The sequence below is a fragment of the Actinoplanes sp. URMC 104 genome (assembly GCF_051386375.1).
Classification (GTDB): domain Bacteria; phylum Actinomycetota; class Actinomycetes; order Mycobacteriales; family Micromonosporaceae; genus Actinoplanes.
Map to the genome: position 1 here is coordinate 350,364 of NZ_JBPQTO010000012.1, position 17,785 is coordinate 368,148.

General features: G+C 73.5%; 16 protein-coding genes. 8 read left to right on the plus strand and 8 right to left on the minus strand.

Features of this window, described 5'->3' with window-relative positions:
* Nucleotide 1 precedes the first annotated feature (1 nt).
* The 3 genes from ACSNN8_RS40555 to ACSNN8_RS40565 all read left to right on the plus strand — a co-directional run bounded on the left by ACSNN8_RS40555 (nucleotide 2) and on the right by ACSNN8_RS40565 (nucleotide 4,296).
* Complete coding sequence (locus ACSNN8_RS40555) at nucleotides 2–880, plus strand: hypothetical protein (RefSeq protein ID WP_436656260.1); 879 nt, start codon at nucleotides 2–4, stop codon at nucleotides 878–880.
* On the plus strand, nucleotides 873–3,503 hold the full coding sequence (locus ACSNN8_RS40560) for an FtsK/SpoIIIE domain-containing protein (protein WP_436656262.1): 2,631 nt from the start codon (nucleotides 873–875) through the stop codon (nucleotides 3,501–3,503). The genes ACSNN8_RS40555 and ACSNN8_RS40560 overlap by 8 nt, the downstream gene beginning before the upstream one ends.
* 85 nt (nucleotides 3,504–3,588) lie before the next feature.
* A complete protein-coding gene (locus ACSNN8_RS40565; RefSeq protein ID WP_436656264.1) occupies nucleotides 3,589–4,296 on the plus strand; it encodes a hypothetical protein in 708 nt (235 codons plus the stop codon).
* Here ACSNN8_RS40565 and ACSNN8_RS40570 read toward each other — a convergent pair.
* Together ACSNN8_RS40570 and ACSNN8_RS40575 are read right to left on the minus strand one after the other, a co-directional pair.
* Nucleotides 4,293–5,534, minus strand: coding sequence for a cupin domain-containing protein (locus ACSNN8_RS40570; RefSeq protein ID WP_436656266.1), 1,242 nt, complete (start codon nucleotides 5,532–5,534; stop codon nucleotides 4,293–4,295). The two genes, ACSNN8_RS40565 and ACSNN8_RS40570, sit on opposite strands and share 4 nt — an antisense overlap.
* Nucleotides 5,535–5,545: 11 nt before the next feature.
* On the minus strand, nucleotides 5,546–5,797 hold the full coding sequence (locus ACSNN8_RS40575) for a BatC protein (protein ID WP_436656268.1): 252 nt from the start codon (nucleotides 5,795–5,797) through the stop codon (nucleotides 5,546–5,548).
* Between the two features lie 111 nt (nucleotides 5,798–5,908).
* Between ACSNN8_RS40575 and ACSNN8_RS40580 the strand changes: the two genes are divergently transcribed.
* Nucleotides 5,909–6,703 carry a DUF72 domain-containing protein gene (locus ACSNN8_RS40580; protein WP_436656270.1) on the plus strand — a complete coding sequence of 265 codons (795 nt, stop codon included), beginning with the start codon at nucleotides 5,909–5,911 and terminating at the stop codon, nucleotides 6,701–6,703.
* Complete coding sequence (locus tag ACSNN8_RS40585) at nucleotides 6,685–7,476, plus strand: aminotransferase class IV (RefSeq protein ID WP_436656272.1); 792 nt, start codon at nucleotides 6,685–6,687, stop codon at nucleotides 7,474–7,476. Before ACSNN8_RS40580 ends, ACSNN8_RS40585 begins: the two co-directional genes overlap by 19 nt.
* Here ACSNN8_RS40585 and ACSNN8_RS40590 read toward each other — a convergent pair.
* The 5 genes from ACSNN8_RS40590 to secA2 form a co-directional block, all read right to left on the minus strand.
* Nucleotides 7,453–8,334 carry a DUF72 domain-containing protein gene (locus tag ACSNN8_RS40590; RefSeq protein WP_436656274.1) on the minus strand — a complete coding sequence of 294 codons (882 nt, stop codon included), beginning with the start codon at nucleotides 8,332–8,334 and terminating at the stop codon, nucleotides 7,453–7,455. The two genes, ACSNN8_RS40585 and ACSNN8_RS40590, sit on opposite strands and share 24 nt — an antisense overlap.
* Nucleotides 8,335–8,404: 70 nt before the next feature.
* Nucleotides 8,405–8,821, minus strand: a complete 417-nt coding sequence (locus ACSNN8_RS40595) for a TraR/DksA family transcriptional regulator (RefSeq protein ID WP_436656276.1) — start codon at nucleotides 8,819–8,821, stop codon at nucleotides 8,405–8,407.
* 165 nt (nucleotides 8,822–8,986) lie between these two features.
* A complete protein-coding gene (locus ACSNN8_RS40600) occupies nucleotides 8,987–9,619 on the minus strand; it encodes a uridine kinase (protein ID WP_436656278.1) in 633 nt (210 codons plus the stop codon).
* Between the two features lie 61 nt (nucleotides 9,620–9,680).
* Nucleotides 9,681–10,247 (minus strand): winged helix-turn-helix domain-containing protein, encoded by a 567-nt coding sequence (locus ACSNN8_RS40605; RefSeq protein WP_436656280.1) that lies wholly within the window; start codon nucleotides 10,245–10,247, stop codon nucleotides 9,681–9,683.
* A 397-nt stretch (nucleotides 10,248–10,644) separates the two neighbouring features.
* The gene (gene secA2 / locus ACSNN8_RS40610) at nucleotides 10,645–12,939 is read right to left on the minus strand and encodes an accessory Sec system translocase SecA2 (RefSeq protein WP_436656282.1); all 2,295 of its coding nucleotides are present in this window, start codon (nucleotides 12,937–12,939) and stop codon (nucleotides 10,645–10,647) included.
* A 120-nt stretch (nucleotides 12,940–13,059) separates the two neighbouring features.
* Between secA2 and ACSNN8_RS40615 the strand changes: the two genes are divergently transcribed.
* From ACSNN8_RS40615 to ACSNN8_RS40625, 3 genes are all read left to right on the plus strand, one after another.
* Nucleotides 13,060–13,800, plus strand: coding sequence for an ATP-binding protein (locus ACSNN8_RS40615; protein WP_436656284.1), 741 nt, complete (start codon nucleotides 13,060–13,062; stop codon nucleotides 13,798–13,800).
* Nucleotides 13,801–13,863: 63 nt separating this feature from the next.
* The gene (locus ACSNN8_RS40620; protein ID WP_436656286.1) at nucleotides 13,864–15,714 is read left to right on the plus strand and encodes a CheR family methyltransferase; all 1,851 of its coding nucleotides are present in this window, start codon (nucleotides 13,864–13,866) and stop codon (nucleotides 15,712–15,714) included.
* 57 nt (nucleotides 15,715–15,771) lie between these two features.
* Nucleotides 15,772–16,512, plus strand: a complete 741-nt coding sequence (locus ACSNN8_RS40625) for an ATP-binding protein (protein WP_436656288.1) — start codon at nucleotides 15,772–15,774, stop codon at nucleotides 16,510–16,512.
* Nucleotides 16,513–16,528: 16 nt separating this feature from the next.
* On the opposite strand, the gene ACSNN8_RS40630 is transcribed toward ACSNN8_RS40625, so the two are convergent.
* Entirely contained in the window at nucleotides 16,529–17,698 is a 1,170-nt protein-coding gene (locus tag ACSNN8_RS40630) for a SigB/SigF/SigG family RNA polymerase sigma factor (RefSeq protein WP_436656290.1), read from the minus strand.
* Nucleotides 17,699–17,785: the final 87 nt, after the last annotated feature.

The window sequence follows — 17,785 nt, forward strand, 5'->3', positions numbered from 1 at the left end:
GATGTCGCTGATCCAGGAACTCGGCGCGCAGCTCCGCGCGACCTCGGAGGACCTGCCGACCGGCCAGGTCACCGTGGCGCTGGAGAAGCTGCGCAGCGCGACCGAGCTGCTGATGTGGGTGCGCGAGACCTCGCAGGACCCGATGGGCGTGCCGCAGCTGGGCAACGCGACCGAGCACGCCGAGCGGGCCGCGGCCGCGCTGCGGCTGGCGCAGGACTCGATCGCCCGCTACCTGGCCGCGATCGGGCTGTCCGGCGAGGCCGCCGCGCCGCCCGACCGGGACTGGAAGGCCGGCCTCGAGCAGACCCCGCAGCAGCAGCCGGACGAGGAGGCCGCCGCGCCGGCGGAGAACCTCGGGCCGTGGTGGCAGAAGCGCGTCGCGGAGCTGACCGGTGAGCCGGCGCCGGCCGAGACCGACCGGAACAACAGCCCCGACACCGCGGAGCTGCTGCGGCGGGTGGCGACGGGGGTACGGGCCGGCGACCGCGCGCGGCTCGGCCGGGAGCTGCACGGGGTGAACGCCTCGACGGGGCTGGCGCTGTCGGCGGTCAGCTCGCCGGTGCTGCACCGGCTGGCGAGCGACCTGCTCGGGCACGACCCGCGCCCCGAGGACGTGCCCCGGCTGCGCTCGGCCGCGGAGGGACGGGTCAGATCGCTGCTGCCGGGCACGTCGCCGGCCGTGCTCGAGACGCTGATCGCACGCATCTGCCGCGTGCCCACCCAGGACAAGGAACCCCGCGCCGCCACGCACCCCGCCGACAGCGCGGTCACGTCGAGCGTGCTCACCGGCGTGCTGCTCGCCCGGCTGGGGCGCGACGCCGGCTCGCTGGACCCGAACACCCCGGATCCCGTACGCCATGAAGTAGAGGACGATGGCTGAGTCGACCACACAGCAGGTGATCGACATCCGCGCGGGGCTGTCGCACGCGCTCGGCGCGGCGTCGACCGCGCTCGACGAGGCCCGTGCCGCCTACACCCGCGCCGTCGACCGCCGCCGCCGGGTGGCGCAGGCCGCCGGGGAACGGCGCTACAAGCTGGACGCGGCCCGCGACGCGCGGCTGGCCGAGATCGACGATCAGCACAGGACGGACCTGGCCGCGTACGCCGAGGCCGCCGCGAAGGCCGCGGACCGCGCCGCGCCGGGCGCCGCCGGGGACCCGTGGGACGACTGGCAGCCGACCCCGCTCGACCGGGCCGCCGAGCTGCGCGTCGGGCGGCTGCTGCTGCCGCACCCCGAGGACGTGCCGGCGCTGGTGCCGCTGCTGGACCGCGGGCACGTGGTGGTGCGCGGCGACCGGACGCTCGGCGACGAGGTGGTGGCCGGGCTGCTGCTGCGCGCGCTGGGCACGGCCCCGCCGGGCGCGGTGCAGATCATCGGGTACGACCCGGAGCACCTGGGCGGCGGGCTGGCCCGGTTCGCGCCGCTCGCACCGGTCAACGTGCTCACCTTCGTGGGGCCGGGCGGGCTGGGCGCGCTGCTCGACGACCTGACCGACCAGGTGCGCCGGATCAACGAGACCGTGCTGGCCGGCGAGTACACGTCGCTGCGCGAGCTGAACGCGGCCACCCACCGGCGGCCCGAGCCGTGGCGGATCGCGGTGCTGCTGGGCGCGGGCGAGCTGAGCCGGGCCGAGCAGGCGCAGCTGCAGCGGCTGCTGCGCACGGGCGCGGCCTGCGGGGTGCACCTGGTCATCCAGGGCCTGCCCGTGCCGGCCGGCGACGGCGTGGAGTTCATCACGGCGGCCCCGGGCGACCACGCGCGCATGAGCAGCGCGGGGGCTCTGCCCGTACGGCTGGACGGGGGCCCGCCGCAGGCGGTGGTCGCGGCCACGTGCCGCCGGATCGCCGAGGCCGTCGCCGCCGGGCCCGCCCCCGTGGCGCTGGACAGCCTGCTGCCGCAGGTGGAGTGGCAGGAGAGCTCGGCGACCGGGCTGACCGCGCCGCTGGGCGACAGCCCGCAGGGCGTGCCGGTGCCGGTGACGCTGGCTGACTACCCGCCGCACGCGCTGATCGCCGGGCCGTCGGGCACCGGCAAGACCAACCTCATCTACGCCTGGATGGGCGCGCTCGCCGCCCGCTACTCCCCCGGCGAGCTGGCCTTCTATCTGCTCGACTTCAAGGAGGGCGTGTCGTTCGCCCGGTTCGCGCCGGGCCGCCGCGACCAGACCTGGCTGCCGCACGTGCGGCTGGTCGGGGTCAACGTCAACACCGACCGCGAGTTCGGGCTGGCGCTGCTGCGCTTCCTCGGCGACGAGCTGCGCCGGCGGGCCGACGCCGCCAAGCGGTACGAGGTGACCAGCCTCGCGGAGCTGCGGGCGGAGGACCCGGAGGGGTCGTGGCCGCGGATCGTCGCCGTGATCGACGAGTTCCAGGTGCTGCTCTCGGGCCGCGACGCGGTCGAGAAGGAGGCCGTGGACCTGCTCGAGGACCTCGCCCGCCGGGGCCGCTCGCAGGGCATCCACCTGATCCTGGCCAGCCAGGACGTGTCCGGCATCGAGGCGCTGTGGGGCCGCCCGGCGCTGGTGGCGCAGTTCTCGCTGCGCATCGCGCTGCCCCGGGCCCGGCGGGTGCTGGCCGAGCAGAACACGGCGGCCGAGTCGCTGCCCCGCTATCACGCGGTGGTCAACGCCGACTCCGGCGCGGCCGAGGCCAACCGGGTCGTCCGGGTGCCGGCCGCGGGCGACCGGGAGCGGTGGAACGCGCTGCAGCACCGGCTGTGGCGTCAGCGCCCGGCCGAGCTGGGGGCGCCGCGGCTGTTCGACGGCGACGTCGTCCCGCGGCTGGCGGACAGCCCTGACTTCCGGCGGCTCGCGCCGGCCGAGTCGACGCCCGCGCCGGCGGTGCTGCTGGGCGAGACGATCGACGTCCAGGCCCGCTCGGCGCGGACCGTGCTGCGCCGCGCGCCGGGACGCAACCTGGCCGTGCTGGGCACCCGGATGGACGAGGCGTGCTCGGTGCTGGCCACCGCCGCGCTGTCGCTGGCCCGGCAGTTCCCGGCCGACGGCGCGCGGTTCTCGATCCTGTGCCTCGACCCGGACGCCCGGGCCGCCGCGGCGGCGCTGTGCTCGCAGCTGCCCGACTGCGGCTGGTACGAGCACGACAACGCCGACTGGGTGCTCGAGGACGCGGCGGCCGAGTCGGCGGCGTCCTGGCCCGCGGACCGGCCGCATTTCCTGCTCGTCTACGCCGCCGACGCGCTGCCCGGCGGCAAGGGCGCGGCCGAGCAGCTGCGCACGATCCTTCGGCAGGGCCCGGAGCGGCGCATCCACGTGCTGGGCTGGTGGCGGGGCGCGGGGCTGCTGCGCGACGCGCTCGGCGGGCCGGCCTCGCGCACCGACCCGATCGGCGCGTGGGTGGCCCTCGACGTGCACGGCAGCGAGCTCGCGCCGTTCTATCCGGGCGCCGGCGCGCCGGCCTGGTATCCGCGGCCGTGGCGGGCGCTGCACTTCGACCGCTCGGTGCACCGGGGCGCCGAGGTCATCATCCCGTACGGAGTGGCATGAGCGACTGCACCGAGCGGCACCCGGCCGCACCGGCCCATGGCCTCGCGGGCGAGGGCCAGGAGGGCATGCCCAGAAGGGACAGCCAGTGAGCGAGCACGCGGGGCTGCAGCCGGCCGACTTCGAGACCGCCGACTACCGCAGCGTGCTGCGCCGGCTCACCACCCTGGACGAGGAGGCGGCGAACCTGCGCGCGGAGGCTCAGCGCTGGCACGACGGGCGGGTCGCGGCGGCCGACGAGGCGGTGCGCAACGCCACCCGGGCGGTCGAGGACGCCAAGCGGGACGTCGTGGCGGCGCAGCGCACGCTCGAGGAGGTGGACGCGCGCGCGGCCGGGTTGTGGTCGGAGTACGTGCACAAGGTCGGCCCGGTGGCCGAGCGCTACGGGCGCACCCCGCCGCCGGCCGCGATCCCCCGCCAGCGCAGCGACCGCGACGCCGCCGACTACCTCGACGAGGTCGCGACGAAGGTCAAGTACACGGCCCCGGCCCGGCCCATCACGGGCGGCGTGAAGATGCTGTTCGCGGCGCTGGGCTTCGTGGGCGGGGTGGCGGGCGCGATCCTCAACCAGGTGCTGCGCCAGACCGGCGGCGGCGCGGCGGACGGCACGTGGAAGGACGCGCTGCCGGTGGTGGCGCTGCTCGTGCTGCTCGCCTGCCCGGTGCTCGCGGTGGTGGGCGCCAAGCGGATAGCCGACCGCCGCGGCGCCGGTCTCGACGCCACGGCGGTGGCAACGGTGCTGCTGACCGGCCTGATCACGGCCGGCCTGCTGGTGGCCCTGCTGCGCTCGGCCTAGCCGGCGGGGACGACCAGGGCCTCGGTGAGCAGGCGGCGGGCCAGCACGAGGCGGTCGGCGTCGTCGTCGAGCGGGAGGTCGCCCACCCGTACGGGATCGCCGCCGAGCGCGAACTGCAGCGCGGGCGCGCAGTACGCCGGGAAGCGCATCGTGCGGCCGGTCAGGCGCAGCACGACGTGCTCGGCGCCGTCGTCGGCGAGCTGCCAGCGCAGGCCCTCGCGGGCGCGGACGCGGTCGTCGGGGGCCAGCCCGGCGACGAAGTCGAGCTGGGCGAGCGGGCTGACCGGCTCGGGGCGCGCCGACGGCCAGTCCCGGGCGCGCAGCCGCGCCGCGACCTCGGCCGGCTCGACCGTCGCGAGCCAGTCACGCAGCGCCTCGACGGTCTCGGTGAGCTCGGGCTCGATCGCGTCGGGGTCGGCGACGTCCACCGCGTACGGCAGGGTGGCCCGCAGGCGCGCGTCGTCGGCGGCCAGCGCGAGCAGCTCCTCGACGACGGCATAGCGGGTGAGGGCCCGTACGCCGATGGTCAGGTGCAGCGACCGGGTGCCCTGCGCCTCGGCCGAGTGCAGCCAGCCGCGCGGCAGGTAGAGCGCGTCGCCGGGGGCGAGCACCACGTCCATGGCAGGTTCGCCCTGGGCGGTGGCGGCCACCTCGTCGGCGTGCCCGCCCCACGCCTGCTTCTCCAGCGGGTCGGCCAGCACCGGCTCGTGCAGCCGCCAGCGCTTGGTGCCGTCGACCTGGAGCACGAAGACGTCGTGGGTGTCGTAGTGGGTGCTGAAGCCCTGGCTGCCCGGCGGGGTCAGGTACGCGTTGACCTGCAGCGGGCGGCGCAGCTCGGCGCCCAGCCGGCGGCTGTAGTCGATCAGCGGCGGCCACAGCCGGTGCAGCCCCTGCAGGACCAGGGTGGCGCCCTCGGCGTACAGCCGCATCACCTGCTCGTCGATGACCTGGTCGCCGATCTCGGCCCCGGCCCCGCCGCTGCCGGTGAAGCGCGCGGCGGGCAGGACCTTGCCCTGCTGGGCGACCCGCAGGAACGGGGTGCGCAGGCCGCGACGGCTGAGCAGCTCGTCGACCGCGTCCGGGGAGAGCAGGTCGGTGAAGCCGTCGGGTCCGGCCAGCTCACCGGCGCGGGACAGCAGCGGCGCCTTGCCCCAGTACGCGGCGGCGAACTTGCCGGGCTCGACGGCCACGGCCCGGGTGAGCGCCGGGCGGGAACCGCCCGGCGCGTCGAAGGTCATCCCGGGCTCTTTCAGGACGCGGAGCCGTCGGCGCCGCCGTCGTGGCCGTCCGGGTTCGCGCCGCCGTCGGCCGGGCCCTCGCCCGCGCTGCCGTCCGCGCCGCCGTCGTGGCCGCCGGGGTTCGCGCCGCCGTCCGCGGGGCCCTCGCCGCCCGCGCCGCCGTCCGCGCCGCCGTCGTGGCCGCCCGGGTTCGCGCCGCCGTCGGCCGGGCCCTCGCCGGAGCCGGACGTGGTCGAGGTGATGTCGTCGTCGCTGAGAGACATAGCCGCTCCTTGGCGTCGGTGGATGTGCCGGCCACCTCGGTGTGCCCGGCAGCGGCGAGGTACCCCGTGATCATCAGGCCTAACCGGCGCTGTGCCGGGTATCTCAGACGGATGCTCAAAATCGGGACGTCGGGCTGGCAGTACCGCGACTGGCGGCCGGAGCGGGGCGGCGACGACACCGGCTACCTGTACCCGGCGGGGCTGCCGCAGCGGCTGTGGCTGGAGCACTACGCCGAGCGGTTCGCGACCGTCGAGGTCAACAACGCGTTCTACCGGCTGCCCGAGCGGTCGACCTTCGAGCAGTGGCGGCAGCGGACGCCGGACGACTTCTGCGTGGCGGTCAAGATGAGCCGCTACCTGACCCACATCAAGCGGCTGCGCGACCCCGCCGAGCCGGTGGCCCGCTTCTTCGGCCGGGCGGACGCGCTGGGCGACAAGCTGGGCCCGGTGCTGCTGCAGCTGCCGCCGACGCTCAAGGCCGACCTCGGCGCGCTGGACGAGACGCTGAGCCTGATCCCGGCCGGCGTACGGGTGGCGGTCGAGCCGCGGCACGACACGTGGTGGACCGACGACTGCCGCCGGCTGCTGGCCAAGCACGGCGCGGCGCTGTGCTGGGCGGACCGCAAGAGCCGCCCGATCACGCCACTGTGGAACACGGCCGACTTCGTCTACCTGCGCCTGCACGAGGGGCGCGCGCGACCGTGGCCGCGCTACGGGGCCGGCGCGCTGCGCACGTGGGCCGAGCGGCTCACCGGCGTACGGGAAGCCTTCGTGTTCTTCAACAACGACCCCGGCGGCGCGGCGGTCATCGATGCGGGCGTGCTCGCCGAGGAGGCGTCCCGGCGGGGCCTGCCGACGACCCGGGTCCCCCGCCTTAAGGTGAGACCGTGCGCAACCTCGAGCTGAACGGCCGCCCACCCGGTCTCGCCGACACCCACCGGCTGGCCGTCACCAACTACGGCCACTTCACGTCGATGCAGGTGCGGGACCGGGGGGTGCGCGGGCTCGCCCTGCATTTCGCGCGGCTGGCCGACGGCAACGAGGAGTTCTTCGGCTGGCGGCCCGGGCTCGACGACGAGCACCGGCTGCGGCAGCTGATCCTGCACGCGCTCGGCGACGCCGCCGACGCCTCGGTCCGCGTCTCCTACGTGCCCGGCGAGGACCCGGCCGGTCCGCCCGACGTGGTGGTGGCGGTCAGCGACCCGGTGCCCGACGAGCCGGGCGCCCCGCTGCGGGTGCGCACCGACCCCACGTTCCGGCGCGACTGGCCCGAGCACAAGCACTCCGCGACGATGCGGCAGGTCCGGGCGCGGCTGCTCGCCCGGGCGGCCGGCTTCGACGACGCGCTGTCGATCGGCGCGGACGGGCTGGTGCGCGAGGGCACGACGTGGAACGTGGCGTTCTTCAACGGCGACCAGGTGGTGTGGCCGCAGGCGCCGATGCTCAAGGGCGTCACGATGGTGCTGCTGCAGATCGCGATGAGCATGCGCGGCACCCCGTGGACGCTGCGGCCCGTGCCGGCCACCGAGCTGCCCGACTTCACGGCCGCGGTGGCGGTCAACTCCAACGCGGCGGCCCGCGAGATCACCACGATCGACGACCTGGCCTACTCGGCGGGCGACAAGCTGGCCGAGCTCATCGCCGAGACGTGGCGCTCAGTCCCCTTCGACGCCCTCTAACAGCTCCAGCATGTCGGTGGCGTTGCGCTGGGCGTAGTCGCTGTAGCAGTTGTTGAACAGCACGTGTGTGCGGTCGGCGTCCCGGGCGAGGGCGCTCAGGCGCGGCGCCCACTGCGCCAGCTCCTCGCGGGAGTACTCGTAGCCGAACTTCTCGTGGATGTCCTTGCTGGTCCACTTGTCGCTGTGGCCGTGGAAGCGCACCACGGCCAGGTCGGCGGTGGCGGCCAGCACCGGCGGCACCGAGCTCTTGTGGCCCTGCGGCATGTCGACGCCCACGAAGGCGAGCTCGTGGGCCCGCAGGAAGTCGAGCGTCTCGTTCTGGTTGGCGCCGTCGAACCACGAGGCGTTGCGGAACTCGAAGACGGGCCGGATCGGCTTGCACCGGGCCGCGACCTCGAGGATGAACTCCTTGTTGGACCTGCGGATGCCGAACCACGGCGGGAACTGGAACAGCACCGCGCCGAGCTTGCCGGCCTCGGCGAGCGGGTCCAGCGCGGCGAGGAACCTGGTCCAGACCTCCTCGTAGGCCTGCGGAGCCAGATCGCCGGGGTAGACGTTCTTCTTGTCCGTGTCGGGCCGCAGGTCCTTGTAGAGCGCGGTCACCTTGGTCGGGTGTCCGGTCAGCAGGCTGAACGCCTTGATGTTGAAGGTGAAGCCGTCCGGCGTGCGCTGGGCCCAGAGCCGGCTGGTCTGCTCGGCGGGCGGCCCGTAGTAAGTGGAGTCGACCTCGACGACCCCGAACTGCTTCGCGTAGTACGCCAGGCGCTTCTCGGCCGTGTCGGCGTCCTTCGGATACCACCCCGAGGCGAGCAGCGTCTTGTCCGTCCACGACGCCGTGCCGACCTGGATCGTCCCCATGGTTGCCCAACCTAGACCGGATACAGCGGGTCCGCCGCGCTCGGCGGCGGACCCGGTCGGTTCTCCGCGGTCAGCCGGCCCGGCGCTCGCGGTTCTGCTTGCAGTTGACGCACGTGGTGGCCGAGGGGAAGATCTCGAGCCGCTCCCAGGGGATCGGGTTCGAGCAGCCCTCGCAGTTGCCGTATGTGCCCTCCTCGAGCCGCTGCATCGCGTGCTCGGCCTGGGTCCGCCTGTCCAGCAGGGTCCGCAGCAGCGAGGTCGCCGCGTCGCGCTCGGCCGTCTTCGACCCGCTGTCGGCCTGGTCGTCGCCCGCGGAGTCGCCCATCTCGACGAGCCGGAGCTTCTGGTTCTCGGCCAGCGCGGCCTCGTACTCGGTGCTCAGATCGTCGAACCGGGTGCGGAGGACCGTGCGGATCTGGTCGATCTCCTCCTGCGTACGCCCCTTGGCGGCACCCTTGCCCGTGATAACCGCTCCATTGACGAGCATGCGCTCCCCTGCCTTCCTCTGCCCCAACCGGCGGGTCCCCCTGCAGACGACGCCATCGCTCCGTGGTGCCGCCAGATACCCGCCGCCGGAGATCCCAAACGGGGCCTCCGCTGAAAAAGTAACCGGAGCATAACTGTCAGTGGTCGGATGCGCCACAGACTCGCTTCAGGAACGTTCGACGACGATCGCGGGCCGGCGCGGGTCATCGACGCGCACGACCACGTCGGCGAAGGAGGCCGGGTCGACCTCGGCGGCGTACCGGGCGTACGCGGGCAGGGTCCAGGCGTCCTCTCCAGGGGTGCGGCGGGCCAGCGCCGCGGCGGACATCTCGAGGTGCACGGCAAGGTCGAACGCGAGGCCGCCGCCCAGCAGCAACGGCCCGCTGACCAGCAGGATCGCGCCCGGAGGCAACGCGAGGTACGGCTCGCGGGCGGCACGGTCGGTGGCCGCGTTCCAGAGCCTGCGGAGCACCCGCCCGGAGCCGCCGGGACCGGCCGGGCCGAGCACCTCGCGGGCCAGCCCGGCCTCGTCGAACCAGCTCTGGTAGTACGAGTCGGGGTCCTGCCGGCCGAACTCCAGACGCAGCGAGGCGGGGCGCAGAAAGTCGGCGGTGTCGATGCGTACGGCCGGTCGGCCCCGGGCCCGCAGCGGGTCGACGAGAGCGTCGGCGAGCGCTCCCGGACCGGCGGCGGGCGCGCCGTCGAGGGCGACCCGGAGGTGACTGTCGGCTTTCCGACATATCAGCAGATCGACGAGCTCGTCGACGAGGCCGTCGACGGAGACGGGACGCACGCGCACGTCGTCGAACGCTACCCGGCCGCCGCCCTACCGGCGCTCCGGGCTCATGCGCCGGCCCCGGTCACTCGTTCGCCCGGATGACGACCCGGGCGTCGTCGGAGAGCCGGTAGCCGACGCCGTAGACCGTGGTGATCAGCGGGACCGCGCCGCCGAGCTTGAGCCGCAGCCGCCGCACGTGCACGTCGACCGTGCGCTCGCCGGTGTGGTCGTAGCCCCAGACGCCGGTCAGCAGCTGGCCGCGGGTGAACACCCGGCGCGGCCGCTCGGCGAGGAACAGCAGCAGGTCGAACTCGAGCCGGGTCAGCGGCAGCGGCTCGCCGTCGAGCAGCACCTGACGGGTGCCGGTGAGCAGCCGCACCTCGGGGCCGGCGGGGAGCCCGGCGGCCGGCTCGGGGTCCTCGCGCGGCGCGGCGGCCGGCTCGACGACCACCGTGCCCTGGCCGATCTCGACCAGCTCGCGGACCGCCTCGATGAGCTTGTGGGCCTGGGGCGGGATGGCGTCGCCGGTGAGCGGGATCGCGATCGTGACGGTCAGGGCGGACTCCGCCGGGCGGCGGGCAGCGGTGGAGCCGCGGCCCGGCCCGGTGGCATGTCGGGCGAGCCGTGGTGAAAGCGCACTGGCCGGCATTTACTGATCCCCCTGAAATGCATCTCGGCAATCGAATACGACCGATCACCCTCCGTAAAGCCGCGGACGATATTTCCGTCAGCTCCGTCGCCGGGTCAACCCGTCAACCACACTGTGGGAAAAACGTTCCACGCCCGAGCCGACCGCGGAAAATGCATTTCCCGAACGGATTCTGTCAGACGGATTAAGCATTGCCTAACTCGCACAGATCAGCTCCGCCGCGCGGCCCGGAGCGCTCCTGGGCCGGACATGGTGCGGGGACCGAGGCGGACGGGCACGTTCCCGTGCGCTATTCGGGCACGATTCTGAGACGAGCACCACACGGCTTTTCCGGCCTGCGGTGGAAATGACGCGGGCGCCCACGAGGGGCGCCCGCACACATCTATTTCTCAGCTGATCAGCTGCCGCCGGAGACGAGCCGGCGGCCGACCGCGGCGATGAGGCGGTCGAGCTCGGAGCCGAACGGGTTGTCGTGCACCAGGTAGGTCCAGGTGGCGCTGGGCCGCACGATCTGGGCACGCTCGGGCTCCCAGCCGTCGCTGAGGTCGACCGCCTCGAACGTCTCGATCGTGCGCTTCTCGATCTCGAGCAGCAGTTTCTGGAACGCCGGCACGGCGGCCCGGTGGAACTCGTCGAGCGGGTCGAGCTTGCCCAGCGCGCGCAGGTGCACGCCCTCGCGCACCTCGGAGAGCTCGGCCAGGTGCTCCACCCAGAGCCGGTCGAGGTGGTGCAGCGCGATCGCCCGGGCCGCGTCGGACAGCACGTCCTCGTCGATCTCCTTGGCCTTCTCGGGCGAGCGCTCGAGCAGCATGATCGCGGCGACCTCGGAGGTGAGCAGCCGCTCGCGCCGCTCGGCCAGCGCCACCCGCTGCTGCTCGATCACGACGCTGTAGCGCCAGGTGTTGCGGTGGATCTCGTGGTTGACGCCCTCGGCGACACGCTGCGCGTGCTCCACCGCGTAGTCGACCTGGTCGTCGTGCACGACGCCGTCCATGTCCATCCGCGGCGAGGCGGGCAGGATGTCGCCGGCGTGCCGGGTGACCAGCTCGTCCTCGAGGCTGACGAAGAACACCGACCCGCCCGGGTCGCCCTGCCGGCCGGCGCGGCCGCGCAGCTGGTCGTCGACGCGGCGGCTGTCGTGCCGGCCCGCGCCGATGACGTAGAGCCCGCCGAGCTCGACCACGCGGTCGCGGTCGGCCTCGTCGCTGCCGCCCAAACGGATGTCGACGCCGCGGCCGGCCATCTGGGTCGAGACGGTGACCGCGCCCAGCGCGCCCGCCTCGGCGATGATCCGCGCCTCCTCGGCGTCGTTCTTGGCGTTGAGCACGTTCGACGGCACGCCGGCCGCGGCGAGCTGCTTGGCCAGCAGCTCGGAGGCCTTCACGTCGAGCGTGCCGATCAGCACCGGGCGGCCCTTCTCGTGGGCCAGCCGGATCTCCTCGACCATCGCCTCGTCGCGGGTCTCGTGCGCCGAGTAGATGCGGTCGGGCTCGTCCTCGCGGATGTTCTCGGCGTTGCTCGGGATGACCGCGACCTCGAGCTTGAAGTACTCGCGGAGCTGCTCGCCGACGTGCACGGCGGTGGCGGTCATGCCGCAGACCGTCCTGTAGAGCGCGATGTAGGCCTGCACCGTGATCGTGTCGAGGACCTCGCCCTCGGCGGTCGCGTTCAGGCCCTCCTTCGCCTCGACGGCTGCCTGCAGCCCGTCGGGCCAGCGGCGGCGCTGGGCGACCCGGCCGCGCATCTCGTCGATGAGCTCGACCGAGCCGTTGCGCACGATGTAGTCGACGTCGCGGCGCAGCAGCGCGTGGGCGTGCAGGGCCACGTTGACCGCGGACAGGTGCTGCACCTGGTCGTCGGCGTAGAGGTCGATGCCGCCGAGCTTCTCCTCGAGCTTGCGCAGCCCGGCGTCGGTGAACGCGACGCTGCGGCCGTCCTCGGCGACCTCGTAGTCCTTGCCGGCCCTGAGCTCGCGCACCAGCGCGGCGGCCTCGTGCACCGGGTCGCTCTCGTCGGCGATGCTGCCCGCCAGCACCATCGGTACGCGGGCCTCGTCGATCAGGATCGAGTCGGCCTCGTCGACGATCGCGGTGGCCAGCTCGCGCTGCACCCGGTCCTCGATGTCGGTGACGAGCTGGTCGCGCAGATAGTCGAAGCCGGCCTCGCTGACCGAGACGTACGTGACGTCGGCCAGGTAGGCCTCGCGGCGCTGTTCGGGGGTCGACGCCTCGGTGACCCAGCCGACGGTGAGCCCGAGCAGCTTGTAGACCGGCTCCATCCACTCGGCGTCGCGGCGGGCCAGGTAGTCGTTGACGGTCAGCACGTGCACCGGGCCGTGGCCGAGGCGGACGTGACCGTACGCGGCGATGGTCGCGGTCAGCGTCTTGCCCTCACCGGTGGCCATCTCGGCGACCTTGCCCGACAGCAGGGCCATCGCGCCGAGCAGCTGCACGTCGTACGGCCGCTGCTCGAGGGCACGCCAGGCCGCCTCGCGGCCGATGGCGCAGAGCTCGGGGAAGCCGGTCGCCTCGCGGGCCGCGGCGGTCAGCGCCTCGTCGTCGAGCTCCCGCAGCGCCTCCTCACGAGCGTCGATGGCCGGCAGATGCCTGCGGAGGGGCGCGAGGTCGACCGTCGTGCCCGGACGCTGCAGAAACTTGCGAAACCGGCTCTTCAGCCGCTGCGACACACCCATGGCGGGCAACGGTACTTCATTTCCCTGAGTGATAGGTCACGACCGTCGGGCTGCACCGCGTTTGTGTCGGGGTTCCGGCGGGCACGTTCTCCTGACAGGTTGGTGGCATAAGGAGGCAGGGTGCCGAGTCAGCTCGTGTGCCGGCCGGTACGGGGATTTCCGGTCGCCGCCCTGCGGGTCAGCGGCCTCCTCGATCAGGTGACCGGCGATGCGCTCCAGCAGGCGGTCCGGCTGCGGCTGGCCGACCAGCCGACGGTGCTTCTGCTCGACGTCAGCAGGCTGCGGATCGGCGACCCGGTTGGCCTGGCGGCGCTCAACGCGACCGTCTGCCAGGCGCACGAGTGGCCGGACGTGCCGATCGTGCTCTGCGGCGCCGACCCGGGCACGGCCGGGCAGATCTGCCGGGCGCACGACTGCGCCGGGCTGGAGTTCGCCGACGACTTCGCGGCCGCGCTCGCCGCGGCCCGCGCCGAGACCGTCCCGCCCCGCATCCGGGTGCGCCTGCGGCCGGTGCCCGACGCCTGCCGCCAGGTCCGCCACCTGGTCACCCAGGCGTGCGAGGCCTGGCAGCGCAGCGACGTGGCGGCGGCCGCGACGCTGATCGCCACCGAGCTGGTGGCCAACGTCGTGCGCCACGCCCACACCACCATGGAGTTCACCGTCCGTCCGCTGCACGGCGGCCGGCTCGGCATGACCGTGCGCGACCGCAGCCGCCGGATGCCCAAGCCCACCGACGCGAGCCTGTCCGACGCGGGCGGCCGCGGCCTGCGGCTCGTGCGGGATCTGACCGACGCCTGGGGCGTCCTGCCGGTCACCGACGGCAAGGTGGTCTGGACCCGCATGCACGCCGGCTCGTTCTGACTCCGGCCGGCGCCCCGCCCCGCAGGCGGGTGCCCGCGCGGTCACTTGCGGTAGCGTCTGCGTGTGCAACCGACGGACCCCCACTTCGAGGCGCTGCTCGTCCATCTCAAGGAGACGCGCGGCTTCGACTTCACCGGGTACAAACGGTCCAGCCTGATGCGGCGGGTCAACCGGCGGATGACCCAGGTGGGCGCGGCCGGCTACGCGGACTACGTGGATTATCTGCAGGTCCACCCCGACGAGTTCACCACGCTGTTCAACACGATCCTGATCAACGTCACCGGCTTCTTCCGCGACCCCGACGCCTGGGAGTTCCTGAGCAAGGACGTGCTGGGCCCGTTGATCGCCACCAAGCCGGACGACTCGCCGATCCGCGTGTGGTGCGCCGGCTGCGCCTCCGGCGAGGAGGCGTACACGCTGGCGATGGCCCTGGCGGAGCTGCTCGGCCTCGAGGCGTTCAAGGACCGCGTCAAGATCTACGCGACCGACGTCGACGAGGAGCAGCTCAACGAGGCCCGGCAGGCGACCTACGGCGAGCGCGAGATGCAGACCGTGCCGCCCGAGCTCGTCGAGCGCTACTTCGAGGCGAACGGGGGCCGGTTCGCGTTCCGCAAGGACATGCGCCGCTCGGTGATCTTCGGTCGCAACGACCTGGTGCAGGACGCGCCGATCTCCCGCATCGACCTGCTGACCTGCCGCAACACGCTGATGTACTTCAACGCCGAGACGCAGGCCAAGATCCTCGGGCGGTTCCACTTCGCGCTGCGCGACGACGGGGTGCTGTTCCTCGGCAAGGCCGAGATGCTGCTCAGCCACGCCAGCCTGTTCACGCCGATCGACCTCAAGCGGCGCGTCTTCCGCCGGGTCCCGCGGCTCTACGCGCGCCCGGGCGTCGCGTTCGCCGACCCGCCGCCGTCCGGCGGGATGGCCGTGACCGGGCTCGACGAGCTGCGCGACGAGGCCTTCGCGGCGAGCCCGCTGGCGCAGCTCGCGCTCACCTCCGACGGGCTGGTGGCGCTCTCGAACCGCCAGCTCGAGAAGCTGTTCGGGGTGTCGTCGCGCGACATCGGCCGCCCGTTCCGCGACCTCGAGGTGTCCTACCGCCCGGTCGAGCTGCGCCGCTACATCGAACAGGTGCAGCTCGAACGGCGCACGCTGCGCATCCCCGAGGTCGACTACCAGCGCGGCAGCGAGCAGACCAACCTCGAGGTGCAGATCAGCCCGCTCGCGGGGGCCGACGGCAGCCTGCTCGGCGTCAACATCATCTTCCACGACGTGACCGCGTCCCGGCGGCTCAAGGCCGAGCTGGAGCACGCCAACCAGCAGCTCGAGGCGGCGTACGAGGAACTGCAGTCCACCAACGAGGAACTGGAGACGACCAACGAGGAGCTGCAGTCCACGGTCGAGGAGCTCGAGACCACCAACGAGGAGCTCCAGTCGACCAACGAGGAACTGGAGACGATGAACGAGGAGCTCCAGTCCACCAACGACGAGCTGCAGAGCATCAACGACCAGCTGCGCATCTCGAGCACCCAGCTCGACGAGGCCAACGACTTCCTCGAGACGGTGCTGACCAGCATGCAGGCCGGCGTGGCGGTGGTCGACCCCGACCTGCGCATCCGCATGTGGAACCGCCGCGCCGAGGACCTCTGGGGGCTGCGCTCGGGCGAGGTGATCGGCCAGCACTTCCTCAACCTCGACATCGGGCTGCCCATCGAGCGGCTGCGGCCGATCCTGCGCGGCGCGCTGGGACCCGACGCGGACAGCTCGGAGCTGCAGGTCGACGCGGTCAACCGGCGGGGCCGGCCGATAGCCGTACGGGTGGCGTGCACGCCCCTGCGCCGCCGCGAGGGCGGCACCCAGCCCGAGGGAGCGATTATCGTGATGGAGACGGGCCCGGTGGATCCCGCCTGACACCCTGTTTGGCACCCCGCGCGGCGGGGTAATCCACCCGACTCGAAAGGCGGGCACATGACCATCGCGTACAGGGTCGACTTCGACGGGTCGTACCTGGTCGCGAACGTCTCCGGCGACCTCGGCATGACCGACGTGTCCGGGCTGCACGAGCACCTGCTCAAGTCGCTGGCCGAGCAGCCCGACGCGCTGCTGCTGGACCTCTCCGGCATGCTCGTGGCCGACCCGCTCTCGCTGGCCGTGTTCACGGCGGCCTCCCGGCAGGCGTCCCGCTGGCCGGGCACGCCGATCGCGCTCTGCGCTCCCCCGCCGCCGACCCGCGAGTTCCTCGACAGCCACGCCTACCAGCGGCTCAGCGTCTTCGACAGCCTCGACGCGGCCCGCGCGAGGCTCCGCGGTGATCCGCAGGCGGCGCTGCCGGCGCTCTCGGACGACCTGCTACCGGTCAGCGGCGCCGCCCGGCACGCCCGCGACCTGGCCACCGACGCGTGCCTGCGCTGGGACCTGCCCGGCCTGGTCGGCCCGGCCACGCTGATCGCCAACGAGCTGGTCAGCAACGTCGTCGACCACGTCGGCACGATGATGACCCTGCGCTTCTCACTGCGGCCGCGATACCTCAACATCGCCGTACGGGACGGCTCCCCCGCCCTGGTGCAGGGGCCGGACGGCCGGTCGGCGGCGCCGCAGCACGGTCGGGGCCTGCTGCTGGTCGGCGCGATGGCGCACTCCTGGGGCTGCGTGCCCTCGGCCGACGGCAAGGTCGTCTGGGCGTCCCTGCGCCGGCCCGACGTGGCCTGACCTCCGGCCCTCCGCTTTACTCAGCGAGCAGTTTGGACAGCCCCGTCACGGCGAGGATGCCGGCCACGTACGGCTGGGCGCCCGTCAGCGTCAGCGACACCTCGGCGACCGAGGCGGCCGAGGCGGCGTCGACCAGCACCGCGATGCCGGCCGCGTCGAGCAGCGGCACCCCGGACAGGTCGATCAAGACCGGGGCGTGCCCGGCCAGCGCGATCGCGTGACGCAGCCCGATCCGCAGCCGCTCGGCGGTGTCCCGGTCGACCTCGCCGCGCACCCGGGCGAGCACCACGTCGCCCTCGCGCACGGCCTCGACCTGCATCGGATGCCGCTCGGGCCGGGCGTCGGCGCCCTCCCAGCGCGGCGGGACGTCGCTGAGCATGGCCTCGCGCAGCCAGGACAGCGCGCGGGTGAGCAGCCGCGACACGTGCATCTGCGAGATGCCCAGCTCGGTGGCGATCTCGGCCTGGGTGCGGTTGCCGTAGAAACGCATCGCCAGCATGCGGCGCTCCCGGGCGGGCAGCCGCATCAGCAGCTCGGCCACGGTGACCTTGTCGTCGACCAGCTCCAGATCGCTGTCGAGGTCGCCCAGCAGGTCGCCGAACTCGGCCGCCCCCTCGCCGCTGATCGGCGCGTTCAGCGAGGACGGCGAATAGCCGGCCGCCGACTCCATCGCCTCGAGCACGGCGCCGAGCGGCAGGTTGAGGCGCTCGGCGATCTCGGCCGGCGTCGGCGTGCGGGACAGCATGGTGGTGAGCACCATGGTGGCGTGGCCGACCTCGAGGCTCAGATCCTGCACCCGCCGCGGCACGTGCACGCCCCACGTCTTGTCCCGGAAGTGCCGCTTGATCTCGCCCGAGATGGTGATGACGGCGTACGCCGTGAACGAGCCCCGCTCCGGGTCGTAGCGGTCGATGGCTTTCACCAGCCCCAGCCGCGCCACCTGCTCGATGTCCTCGAACGACTCGCCGCGGCCCCGGTAACGCCGGGCCAGCCGGCCCGCGAACGGCAGGCAGAGCCGGGTCAGCGCCTCGCGCAGGGCGACCCGCTCGGTGTCCGGGGCGCTCGCGGCACGCTCCGCGTAGGCCAGGGCGGCCGCGTCGAGGTCTTCGAGCCCGCCCTCGGTCGTGGGCACGTGCGCGCGGTCAAGCTGATCGACCCGGGACTTGACGATGTCGTCCTCGGGCATGCGGTTCTCCCCTCGGCGGCCCCGCGAAGTCCGTCCCGGGCTCTCGAGACGGGGCGCTCCTGCAGGCAACTGCGCATCATCGGAGCG